This window comes from Sorangium sp. So ce367 (assembly GCF_051520455.1).
In the GTDB taxonomy this organism is placed as follows: domain Bacteria; phylum Myxococcota_A; class Polyangia; order Polyangiales; family Polyangiaceae; genus Sorangium; species Sorangium cellulosum_B.
The window spans coordinates 8,286,777-8,299,309 of the sequence record NZ_CP150334.1; the positions used below are offsets into that span (position 1 = coordinate 8,286,777).

A 12,533-nucleotide genomic window follows, 5' to 3' on the forward strand; every position below is an offset into this window, starting at 1 on the left:
GCTTCCGAGGCGGCTGCTGTGTGTCCAATCTTCACCTCCTCCCGCTGCCCGAGGAGAGGCGCGACATGCCTGATAGCCGACAGCGAGAGGTAACCGGCAGCTCGAAGGTCTCGAGGGCTGCCGCGACAGACCCGCTGCTGGGGCGTGTCATCAACGGCCGCTTCACGATCGTCAGCGTCATCGCCCGCGGCGGCATGGGGAAGGTGTACAGGGCCGAGCAGGCGCCGCTCGGCCGCATCTGCGCGCTCAAGGTGCTGAGCCCCAAGTACGACGGCGACCACGATCCCGAGTTCCACAGGCGCTTCTTCCTCGAAGCGTCGATCGCGGCGAAGCTCACGCACCCGAACACGGTCACCGTGTTCGACTACGGCCAGAGCGACGACGATATCTACTACATCGCGATGGAGTACATCGAGGGGAAGACCCTGCACCGCGTGCTCCGCGAGGAAGGGCCGTTCTCCGAGGCGCGCGCGGCCCACATCGCGCGCCAGATCTGCCGGTCGCTCCGCGAGGCGCACGGGCTCGGCGTCGTGCACCGCGACCTCAAGCCGGGCAACGTCCTGCTCGTCGATCACGAGGACGAGCACGACCACGTGAAGGTGCTCGATTTCGGGCTCGTCAAGGACACCCAGAGCGGCGAGGACCTGACCCAACAAGGCCTGTTCATGGGCTCGCCCAAGTACATGGCGCCCGAGCAGATCACCGGCAGCGATGTCTCGGCGCGCACCGATATCTACGCGCTCGGCGTGATGATGTACGAGATGCTGTCGGGCCAGGTGCCCTTCGACAAGGGCGCGGGCGTCGGGACGCTCATGTCGCACGTCCACGACCAGATCCCGCCGATGCAGGCCCACAACCCGCAGCTCTCCATCTCGCAGACGATGGAGGGGATCGTCTATCGCTGCCTGGAAAAAGACCCGGCGCACCGCTTCTCGTCGATGAACGAGCTCGTCACCGCGCTCAAGTTCACCGCAGGTGGCATCTCCACGCGAGACACGGGCGAGAACCCGCCCATGCTGTCCGGCACGACGGGCTACCGCGCGTCGCTGCCCTCGTATCCGTCGGCAACGCCGTACCCATCGGCGCCCTCGTATCCGTCGGCCACGCCGTACCCATCGGCGCCCTCGCGTCCGTCGGCCACGCCGTACCCATCGGCCGCTCCGCTCTCGACGACGAGCGATTTTCCGGGCCTCTCCACGCCGTACTCGTCGCCCCCCGCGAGCTCACCCGCCACCTATACAGGCCCCCTCGCCACGGACAGCGCCCTCAAGCCGCCGGCGGCGCCCGTCTTCGTCCCCCCGTCGATCACCGACGCGATGGGGTCGCGCCCTGCGCCGCCCGCGGAGGGGCTCTCCTCCGGCCAGACCGGCGCGAGCCCAGGTCGAAAGGTCATCCCCTGGGCGCTCACCGCGGTCCTCGCGGTCGGGGTCGGCGTCGCCGCCGCCCTGATGGCGCGCGGGCCGGCCGCCTACACGAGCGCGGCGGCGCGCGAGCAGGGCGCGGTGAGCCCTCCTCCGCCCGCAGCGACGGCCCCGGCAGCGCAGGCGCCCGCGGCGCGCGGGCTGCACGTCGAGAGCACGCCGCCCGGCGCGGCCGTCAGGGAAGGCAACAAGGAGCTCTGCGCCGAGACGCCGTGCGAGATCGTCTGGCGAGGGGCCGCGGCCGCGCTCGCGCTGGAGCACGAGCTCGTGTTCGAGAAGCCGGGCTACAAGCCGGCCACGGTGCGCGTCTCCGGCGCCGAGGAGAAGGTGCGCGCGAAGCTCGACCCGGCCGCGATCGCGGCGCCGGCGACCCCGAGCAAACCCAGGGCGAACCTCCAGAAGCCCGAGCCGTACAAGAGCAACCCCTACTGACGAGGGCGCGGACGCGCCCCGGCCGCTCTTCTGGTAGAGTCGCCGCGCTTTCGCGGCTGCGACCTCTTACCATGGCCGCAGCGGCTTCGCGTTCGCGCGAGGAGCTCACCGGACGCTCCTCACGCGGACCCGTCGATGAAGTGTTCGGTGTGATGTGGGGAGCAGCGCCGTCAGCGCTCCCGAGCTCTCGCCGGGATCGCCGTCGCTCCCCGGCCCCGCTGAGGACAGGGCGAACTCATGTCGTCTTCCGATTCCTGCTCGCACGGCCGCCGCGACGATGTCCCGGCGCTCGACCCGACCGACGACGCCAACGCAGCGCGGCCGCGCCGCGCGGCGGCGCTCCGGCGGAAGCTCCTCGCCTGCGCCGTCGCCTTCGGCGCGATGACCGCCGCGCGCGGCGCGCTCGCCGACGCCCGCACCGAGGCGCGCCTCCACTTCCGGGCAGGCATGGATCTCATCGCCCAGAAGCAGTTCGACGAGGGCATCCGGCAGCTCCTGAAGGCCAACGAGATCCTCCCGCACCCGAACGTCACCTTCAACATCGCGCGCGCGCACGCCGAGGCCGGCCACATCGAGCAGGCGCTCGCCGCCTACCGCGAGTACATCGCGAGCGATCCCGCGGACCGGGAGCAGGTGACGCGGATCGTGGAGCAGCTGGAGCAGCGCCTCGCCGCGCAGCGCGCCGCGGCGATCCCCGAGCCGAAGCAGCCGCCGGCGCCCGCGCCGCAGCAGCCGGCGCCGCAGCAGCCCGCCCCGGGCGAGGCGCCCGCCCCGCCGCCCCCCGCCGGGGAGCCCGCCGCGCAGGGCGCGCCCGCGACGGCCGCGACGAAGGCGCCAGGGCCGGGATCGAAGGCGGCCCCCGGCGACGCCGCGAGGATCGTCGGCGCGGCCCGGACCGAGGACGTCTACCAGGAGACGGTCGTCACCGCCTCGCGCGGCGCCCAGAGCCCGCTCGACTCCCCGAACTCGACGACCATCGTGACCCGGCAGGACATCCGGCTCTCCGGGATCACGCGCATCCCCGAGCTGCTCCGGCGCGTCGCCGGCATGGACGTCATGCAAATCACGGGCGGCGACGAGAACGTGTCGATGCGCGGCTTCAACAGCCGCCTCGCCAACAAGATCCTCGTCCTCGTGAACGGGCGCACGGTCAAGAACGACGTGCTCGGCTCGACCTTCTGGGAGGCGCTCTCGATCGACGTGGATCAGATCGAGCGCATCGAGGTGGTGCGCGGCCCGGGCTCCGCGCTCTACGGCGCCGACGCGTTCGCCGGCATCGTCAACATCATCACGATCGAGCCGGGCGTCGGCAAGAGCGGCTTCCGCGCGGGCTACGGCGATCACCGGCAGGGCTACGCCTCGGTGTGGGCCTCCGCGCGCGAGGGCGATTTCGCGTACCGCCTCTCCGCGGGCTACACCCGCTACCCTCGGTGGTCGCGCGAGGTCGCGGACGACCGCATCGACCTCGAGACGAGCGGCCAGAGCCAGGATCTCGGCGCGCAGAACGTCCGCATCGACCTCCGGACCTCGCAGCGGCTCGGGCCGCAGCGCGAGCTCACGGTGGGCGCCGGCTACGCCCGGAGCGAGCTCGACATCTACGGCATCGGCCCCTTCAACGACTACAACCTGGAGGTCGCCAACGCGGACGTCGCGGTCGCGTACCGCAGCGAGAACGTCAACGCGCGGACGTACTACTCGAACCTCGACGGGTACTCGCTGCTCAACGCCGCCTACCTCGGGCACACGCTGTTCGCAGGGCGGCCGCAGCAGCACGTCGTGAACGCCGAGCTCGAGTTCGTGAAGACGCTCCGCGCGCCCGCCCCCGTCGTGCACGACTTCCACATCGGCCTCGGCTACCGGCTCAAGGCGACGTCGTGGAGCTACCTCGAGGACGACATGCCGCTCGAGCACCAGGGCTCGGTGTTCCTCCAGGACTCGATGAAGCTCGGCGAGCGCGTCACGGTGGTCGCGTCCGGGAGGCTCGACTACGTGCCCTACCTGGAGCGGCTCATCCCGTCGCCGCGCGGCTCCGTCATCGTCAAGCCGACCGAGCGCCAGGCGATCCGCCTCTCGGGCTCGACGGCGTTCCGCTCGCCCACGTCGCTCGAGGCCTACGTCGACCTGCCCATCCAGCTCGCGCTGCCCGGCCTCGAGCTCCTCTCGACCTCGAGGACGCCGGGCAGCTCCGAGCGCCCCATCGACCCCGAGCAGATCATCACCGCCGAGGCGAGCTACCTGAACCAGCAGAGCGATTACTTCGAGTTCGAGGTCACCGCGTATTACAACCGCGTGAGCGATCTCATCGTGCTCGCCGAGCCGCAGCGCACGACCCTCTCGCAGCGCGCCCACGGGTCCGGGGGGCTGAACCCGGAGACCGGGAGATACACCTCCGGATTCGGCGGCTTCGAGAACCAGAGCGACGTCTACCACGTCTTCGGCGGCGAGCTCGGCGGCCGCGTCTACCCCATCGAGGGGCTCGACATCTTCGCCAACTACGCGCTCAACCGCTCGATGCACCAGCGCCCGGACGGGCGCGACGCGCTCGAGGACGCGCGCACCAGCCGGCACAAGGTGAACGCAGGGGTCCAGGTCCGCACGCCGATCGGCGTCGACGGCGAGGTCACGCTTCACTACCAGTCCTCGCAGGTGTGGGCCGAGCAGGTCCCGACGGGGACGGTCATCGCCACGAAACAGTACGAGCTGCCCGCGTACACGCTGCTCAACGCGCGCGTCGGCTACCGCTTCCTGGACCGCGCCGAGATCTCCGCGACCGTGTTCAACGCGCTCGACGGGCTCGGCGACGACGCGCTGCAGATGCACCCGTTCGGCAACCGCATCGGCCGGCGCTTCATGGGATTCTTCAGCTACTCGCTCTAGGCAAGGCCATGCTCCGACCCAGCCCCCGCACCGGTCTCCTCCTGCTCGGCGCACTCCTCGCGGCCCTCCCGGGCTGCGACGACGTGGAGGTCTTCGTCCCGCTGCCGGACCTGAGCGGCCCCGCCGGGGTGCTCGACGGCACGGTGACGTACTCCGGACCCCGGCCCTGCACGAAGGACGGCCACGTCGTCGGCGCCGCGATCGTGCTCGGCTTCGACACGCGCCTGCTGCCGCCGCCCGAGGGGCTCGGCACCTCGGCCGCGAGCATCGACGTGATCCCCGGCGACGAGCTCTTCGGAGGCCTGGGCGCGGCGCTCGATCGCTCCGAGGACGGCGCGCTCCACTGCCCCGAGCCGGACGAGCCGCCCGTCACCGTGAGCGTCCCCTGGAGGCTTTCGCCCCTGGCCGCCGGCACCTACCAGGTCCGCGGCTTTTACGACCACGACGGCAATTTTGACCCCACCTTCAGCATCGCCAACCTGCCGACCCGGGGCGACGTGGCCGGCGGCGCGATCGAGAACGCGACCGAGGTGCTCGAGGGCGCCGCCCCGCGGTACCGCGCGATCACGATCGCCGCCCCCATCCCCGAGACGGGCACGCGCGTCAGCGGCATCGCCGTCACCCTCGGCCTCCCGCTCCCGCTGGAGCGGCCGCTCTTCCACGTCGCCGAGGTGCTCGCGCCGGCGTCCGGCGTCACGCAGAGCCCGAGCGAGGTGGTCATGGCCTCGGACTTCCAGCTGGAGACGTTCAGCCCGGCCAACCCCGCCGGCACCGAGGCGTCGCTGCTGCGCCTGCGGCTCGCCGCGGGGGTGCCGGACAGCGAGGTCGCGCGCGCGGCGAAGCCCCCGCTCTCGCTGCCGGTGGGCGGCGAGCCCGCGCCGACCCTCCTCTACGCGCGGCAGGACGTGAACGGCGACGGGGCGATCGACGGCGACGATCATGTCCCCGACTCGGCCCTGATCCCGGCGCTCTTCCCGATCTCGGTGTTCGCGAAGCAGGACGACGAGGAGCCGCTGACCAGCCAGGCCGCGCCCGCTGTGATCCTCCAGGGGCTCACGATCTACGACGATCTCGTGACCACGGCCATGCTCGGCCCGGAGCCGCTGAACGAGCCGCGAGACAGCGCGCTCGTCGGCGTCCGGCCCGCCGCGCTGTGCATGCACCCGACCGAGCCGGAGCGGGGGGGCGTGCTCGTGCTCAGCCACAAGACCGACAAGGAAGGCAACGACATCATCGCGGAGCGGGACGTGGCCCAGGTCGAGGAGGCGCTGAGCCGGCAGTTCGGGCGCACCATCAAGGTCGCGTTCGGATGCCTGCCCGAGGGGAGCTACGCGCTCAACCTCATCTACGGCACCGGTCAGGCCTGGACCGTGCCCAACGAGGCCGGCGTGTGCGCGCCGTCGGAGGCCGAGACGGCCGACGTCTGCGGCGCGCGACCGCGCCTCGCGTCGCAGAGCGTCGTGCTGCGCATCGGCCCGCCGGACGACAGCGCGTACTGCGCCGAGCACCCGGCGCCGGCGGCCTGCGCGCGGTAAACGCCGCAGCGTTGCGGCGTTGCGGCGTTGCGGCGGCGTCGGGTCGCGCGCGGCGCAAAGGCCGCCGCGATCCGGGCCCGGGCGCGGTGAAAGCGCCGGTTTCCTGCTGGAGGCGGCGGTTGCCTCGCGCGCGCGAACCGATGGTAGGGTCTCGGCATGCGCTGCACTTGCTTTCCCTCGCTTGCTCTTCTGGGAGCGCTCGGCGGCGCCGCGGCGGGCGCGCTCGTTCCATCCGACGCGTCCGGCGGCTGGCCGCCGCCCGAGTTGGCCAGCGCAGCGGACATGGCCGAGCCCGAGCACTGGCCGAACGATCCGGACTACGGCACGTCGGTCACGCAGAGCGGACAGTGGGGCTTCTACTCGTTCATCCCGGCCCCGAGCGGGTACGTCCGGCCGGAGGAGTCCGCCGCCGGCATGGCGATCGATCTCGCCTGGCGCTTCACCCAGGGGGACCCGCGCGTCAGGATCGCCGTCGCCGACTCCGGGATCTTCTGGGGAGAGGGGGATCTCCTGGAGAAGGTGTGGCTCAACCAGGGCGAGCTCGCGGCCCACAAGCCGCGGCACGCGGACGGCGCGGGGTGCGGCGGCGACGGCGCGCTCGAGGGCTTCGACTGCAACGGCGATGGGGTCCTCTCCGTCGCGGACTACAGGGACACGCCGGAGCTCACGCCCGCGGCGTCGGAGGGGCGGCCGCAGGGCGATCGGAACGGGAACGGCCAGCTCGACGCCGGCGACCTCATCCTCAACTTCTCGGACGGGAGCGACGACGATCGGAACGGCTACGTCGACGACATCGCGGGCTGGGACTTCTTCAAGAACGACAACGATCCGTTCGACGACGCCCGCAACGGCCACGGCACCGAGGGCGCGAAGACGTCGGCCGCGCAGACGAACAACCAGCTGGGCGGGGCGGGCGTGTGCCCGCAGTGCAGGTTCATCCCGCTGCGCGTCGGCGAGAGCCACGTCGCCGACGCGCAGGACCTCGCGAAGGCGCTCCTCTACGCGGCCGACAGCCGGGCCAACGTCGTGCAGTGCCCGGTGACCGCTGTCGACAACACCGGCTTCGTCCAGGCGGCGCTCGACTACGCCCACGCCCAGGGGACGCTCGTCGTCGCGTCGATGGGCAACGAGGGCTCGCGCCACCACAGCGTGCCCGCGACGAGCAACCACGCGCTGCCCGTGAGCGCCGTCCGCCACGACGGCCAGAGCGTCGCGACGTCGACCACGTTCGTCGACGCGTCGCCGTGCTCGAGCTTCGGCGGCAACAACATGCTCGCCGTGTCGAGCCCCGGCTGCGCCAGCGACGCGACCGCCGAGCTCGCCGGCGTCGCGGGGCTGCTCTACGCCGTCGCCCTCGACCGCGGCGTGTCCCTGTCCCCGGGGGAGGTGCAGGGCCTGCTCGTCGCGACCGCCGACGACATCGCCATTCCGGAGTCGCAGGAGCCCGGGTCGCTGTACCGCTTCTCGCAGGCGGGGTTCGATCAGCGGTTCGGCCACGGCCGCGTCAACGCGAACCGCGCCGTGGAGGCGCTCCTCGAGGGGCGCGTGCCGCCCGCCGTCGACATCACGTCGCCGCGGTGGTTCGAGGTCGTCTACAAGGATCAGGTCCAGGGCCCGGTGCCGATCGAGGGCACCATCTCCGCGAAGCGGGCGATGGCGTACGACTACTGGGTCGAGTGGGCGGCTGGCGCGCAGCCGCTCGCGGCGGATTTCAAGGTGATCCACAAGGAGACGAATGTCGCGCCGACGGTCGTCACCGGCGCCGAGGGCCCGATCGCCTCCCTCGATGTGCGCACGATCGACACGTCCCACCTCCGCGACCCCGATAGCCCCCACGGCGAGGACGATCGCGCGATCACGGTGCGCGTCCGAGCGAGCGCCCACTACGCCACCGGCAAGGTGGAGAGCGAGGCGCGGCGCACGGTCCACGTCGACAGCGATCCGACGCTGGTCCAGGGCTTCCCCGTCCGCGTCGGCGACAGCGTCGAGGGCAGCCCGAAGATGGCCGACATCGACGGCGACGGCGTCCTCGAGCTCGTCTACCCGACGGCCGGCGGCGCGCTGCACGTGCTGAAGGTGACGCCGAAGGGGCCGCAGCCGCTGCCGGGGTTCCCGTACATGACCCGCCCCACCGACGGCCTGCTCAATCCGCCGGCGTCCCCGGCCACGCCCGCTTACGTCGGCGCTCCAGCGTACAGCAAGGTGGACAGGATGCTCGGCCGCGAGCCGATCCTGAGCGCGCCCGCCATCGCGGACCTCGACGGCGACGGCAGGCAGGAGATCGCGATCTCCACCTGGCCGGGCACGATCTACGTCATCGGCGCGGACGGCGACGTCCGGCGGGGGTGGCCGAATCGCCTGCCCGAGATCCCCTCCTGCCCGCTCGATCCCGGGGCTCCGTCGAGCGCGCCGTGCATGTCGGCGGCCGCGCGGATCGCGCGCGGGGCCTTCGCCTCGCCGGTCCTCGCGGATCTCGACGGCGACGGGCGGCTCGACGTGATCCAGGCGGCGTTCGACGGCACGGTCCACGCGTTCGACGGGGATGGCAGCGCGCTGCGCGGCTTTCCCGTCGAGGTGCACTACGCGGGTCCGCTCGCCGAGGAGCCGGCGCGGAGCCGCCTCCTCGCGACGCCCGCCGTGGCCGACTTCAACGGCGACGCGCTGCCGGATCTGCTTGTCGCGTCGAGCGAGCGGCTCGGCGAGGACGGCGAGGCCGGGGCGGTCTACGTGATCGATGGGCGAGGCACGACCGCGCCCTCCGGGCCCGTGCTCGCGGGGTGGCCCATCACGGTGCCGTCGCTCTCGTTCGACCCGCTCGCCGCGGAGGGGATCACGGCCTCGGGCGTCGTCGGGCGGTTCGACGGCGCGCTGGCGGGCGTCGTCCAGGGCAACGGCGCGCCGCCGCTCGTCCTCCCGGCCTCACCCGGCGAGCAGCGCGAGCTCCTGGCGACGCCGGCGGGCGCGCTGCCGCGGGCGAGCGGCGGCTCGCCGGCCGGGCTCGACCCGACGTTCGGCCCCCTCTCGCCCGCCGCAGGCGCCCGGACGATGATCCCGCTGCTGTCGCAACCCGCGCTCGGCGACATCGATCAGGACGGCACCCCCGACGTCATCGCCGCGGGCGCCTCGAAGGCGGCCGCGCTCGCCCTCGCGGGCGCGCAGGGGGCGACGCAGCCGGGGCCTCACCTGCTCGCCGTCTGGAGCGGCAGGTCGGGCGCGATGCTGCCTCGCGCCCCGTTCGTGCTCGAGGACTACGCGATCTCGGGCAGCCAGGCGGTCGTCGATCTGAACGGCGACGGCTACCCCGAGGTGCTGAGCGGATCGAGCGGCTACTTCCTCCACGCCTTCGACGGGTGCGGCCGGGAGCCGCGCGGGTTCCCGAAGTTCACCGGCCAGTCGATCACCACGACGCCCGCCGTGGGCGACCTCGACGGCGACGGCACGCTGGAGATCGCCGTGGGCACGCGCGACGGCTGGCTCTTCGCCTGGCACACCGAGGCGACGACGGGCGCGCTGATCGCCTGGGAGAGCCTCCATCACGACAACCAGAACACGGGCAACCTCGACACGCCGCTCAGGCAAGGGGTCGCGCGGACGGCGCCGCGGCCGCTCACGGTGGACCTGTGCGAAGGCCCGCAGCAGGCCCCGCTCATCCTCCAGCTGGGCGGAGGCTGCGCGTGCGAGGCCGCGGGCGCCGAGCCGCGGCGCGGGTCCGGCGCTCGCGGCGCGGGCGCGGCGCTGGGCGCGGCGCTCGTCGGGGCGATGGCGCTGTGGGGGAGGCGGCGGAGGGCGTAGGCCGTGAAGGAATCGCGCAGCGCCGCGCGGATCCGCGTCGCTCAGCGCCAGCCGACCTGCAGCACGCACGCCCCCGCGCCGCCGCCCCCGCAGCGCAGCTCGAGGAGGCGCACCGTGGACCCTGACGTGGCGAGCAGCGCCCGCAGGAAGCCGCTCACGTAGCGGCACATCACCGGCGCGAGCCCGTCGGGCAGCCAGACATCGACCTTGGCGCTGTGGGTCGACGTGCGCTCGACCTGGACCCGCCCCCACGCGTGGAACCGGCGGAGCAGCGGCCCCGCCACCTCCAGCAGCGCCTCCGGTGTCCGCGCGACCTGGAGCCTGCGCAGCATCTCGGGGAGCGCCGCGCTCGCGAGCGCGCCGCCGGCCGCCTCCACGCTCCCGGTGGCCTCGCCGCCGAGCGCGCGCAGGTAGGCCACGAGGGGCGCCACCGGGTAGAGCGCGCCGTCGTCGGTCGCCGCGACGAGGGCGTCGCGGTCCGCCGGATCGAGGCCGCTCCACACGCGCGCCTCACCCCTTTCGCCGAGCCGCCGCGCCGCCTCGGCCCTGCAGAGCCGGAAGGCCAGGCCGCGGCTCAGCGGCGCGCCGTCGTGCGGCGCCGGGATCGGGGCCTGCGTACGCTCGCCTGGGCTCGAGAGGAGCGGGCTCGAGAGGAGCGCGGCCGCGAGCGCGTCGGCGAAGGCGACCGGCGAGGCGATGCGCCGGGACGGCTCCGGCTCGAGCGCCCGCGCGAAGAGGGCGTCCACGCTCGGGGAGAGCCCCGGCCGCGCGCGCGAGGGGGGCGTGATCTCCCCGCGCTGCTGCATGGCGACGATGCCGTAGGCGCCCGCGGCCTCGAACGGGGCCCTGCCCGTCAGCATGGCGTAGGTGACCGCCGCGAGGGCGTAGGTGTCGAGCGCCGGCTGCGGGTCGGCTGCCCCGGGGATCAGCTGCTCCGGCGCCGCGAAGCCGCGCGTCCCGCCGACGAGGTGGGGCCGCTCGCTGCCCAGCCGGGCCCCGAGCCCGAAGTCGATGAGCACCGCCCGCTCGATCCGCGTGTCGAGCAGGATGTTGCCCGGCTTGACGTCCGCGTGCACGTACCCCTCGGCGTGCATGCTCGCGAGCGCGCCCGCGATCTGGCGGACGACGGAGAGCACCTGGTGGAGGGGCATGAACCCGCCCTGCGGCGCGCGGTCGACGATGTGGCGGTGGATCGTCTCTCCCTCGACGTACTCGAGGAGGAGGTACATGCGCGCGCCGTCGAGCCGCCCCCAGCCGTACAGCTGGACGATGCTCGGGTGCCTCAGCCGCACGAGCGCCTCGGCCTCGCGGAGCAGCGCGCTGTCGTCCGGCTCCGTGACCACCTTGAGCGCGACGAGCTGGCCGAGGAGCTTCTCGCGCGCCAGGTAGACCTGCGACTGGCCACCCTCGCCCAGGATCGCGGTGATCCAGTACTTGTCGTCCACGAGATCGCCGGGGACGAGCCGCACGGGAAGCTCGTTCACGTCGCCCCGGGCGAGCGGCGCGGGCGCCCCGGCGCTCTCCGGCGCAGGCCGCGACGTGGGCCGCTCGTTCGACTCGGTCACGTGGGGCGAGAGGCCGGAGCGCCGCGCGAGCTGCTCGCTCACCAGCCTGGCCGCGAGCTGGAGGGTCGCGATGCTCCCTGCGTCGAACTCCCGGGGCTCGCCGGACACGGCGCACACGCTCCCGACGGCCCCGACCCCCTCGATCACGACGGGGAACCCCGCGTACGCGCGGACCAGGTTCATGGCCACGAGCGGGTTCTCGGACAGCACGGGGTGCGCCTGGGCGTCCTCGACGATGAGCGGGGCGTTGTCGCGCGCGACGTGCTGACAGAAGGACCACGAGCGCAGCGTCCCTCCGGCGATCGACAGGTCGCGGGGGAGGCCGGTCGCGCCGATGAAGATCTGCCGCGACGAGTCGATGATCGTCACGACGCTGGCCGACGTGCCCACGCCCCGCGCGACGAGCTCGGCGACGACGACGAGCTCGGGGTCGGGCGTCGTGCTGCGCAGGCCTCGCCGCTCGAGCTCGGCGTCGCGCGCGGGGTCGTCCAGGGGGTCGGCGGCGCCGCCCGCCGCCGGGTGGCTCAGGGTGGGACCGCCGCCCGGCGACGGGAGCAGCGCCCCGAGGAGCGCCTCCGGGGTGACCGGCTTGTGAACGACCGCCGCGATCTGCTCGTATCCGCGGATCCGCTCCAGGAAGCTGCGGAACCGCGACGTGACGATGAGCCGGGCGGGCGGCGGCGTCCGATCGCCCGCTCGGGCCCAGCCCTCGACCGCGGCGCGGTCCAGATCCGCGACGATGGCATCGGCGGCCGCGCACTCCTCGGGCGTGGGGCGCGCGCCGGGGGGCGCGCAGACGGACCACCCGGCTGCACGCAACACCTCGGCCATGTAGTCGCGCTCCGTGGCGATGGGCTCCAGCAGGAGGACATTGCGCGTCATCGAACGGCGAGAGTACCTCGCCCGGGAGG

At 73.3% G+C, this 12,533-nt stretch carries 5 protein-coding genes; 4 read left to right on the forward strand and 1 reads right to left on the reverse strand.

Annotation, left to right across the window (positions count from 1 at the left end; all coding sequences use genetic code 11):
• The first annotated feature begins 65 nt into the window (after positions 1 to 65).
• From WME97_RS31385 to WME97_RS31400, 4 genes are all read left to right on the forward strand, one after another.
• Positions 66 to 1,853 (forward strand): protein kinase domain-containing protein, encoded by a 1,788-nt coding sequence (locus WME97_RS31385; protein WP_437542731.1) that lies wholly within the window; start codon positions 66 to 68, stop codon positions 1,851 to 1,853.
• A gap of 237 nt (positions 1,854 to 2,090) precedes the next feature.
• Positions 2,091 to 4,730 (forward strand): TonB-dependent receptor domain-containing protein, encoded by a 2,640-nt coding sequence (locus WME97_RS31390; RefSeq protein ID WP_437542733.1) that lies wholly within the window; start codon positions 2,091 to 2,093, stop codon positions 4,728 to 4,730.
• Positions 4,731 to 4,738: 8 nt separating this feature from the next.
• Positions 4,739 to 6,265, forward strand: coding sequence for a hypothetical protein (locus WME97_RS31395; protein ID WP_437542735.1), 1,527 nt, complete (start codon positions 4,739 to 4,741; stop codon positions 6,263 to 6,265).
• 156 nt (positions 6,266 to 6,421) lie between these two features.
• Positions 6,422 to 10,057 (forward strand): FG-GAP-like repeat-containing protein, encoded by a 3,636-nt coding sequence (locus WME97_RS31400; RefSeq protein WP_437542737.1) that lies wholly within the window; start codon positions 6,422 to 6,424, stop codon positions 10,055 to 10,057.
• A gap of 41 nt (positions 10,058 to 10,098) precedes the next feature.
• Here the strand turns inward: WME97_RS31400 and WME97_RS31405 are convergent, their stop codons facing one another.
• A complete protein-coding gene (locus tag WME97_RS31405; protein ID WP_437542739.1) occupies positions 10,099 to 12,504 on the reverse strand; it encodes a protein kinase domain-containing protein in 2,406 nt (801 codons plus the stop codon).
• Between the last annotated feature and the right edge of the window lie 29 nt (positions 12,505 to 12,533).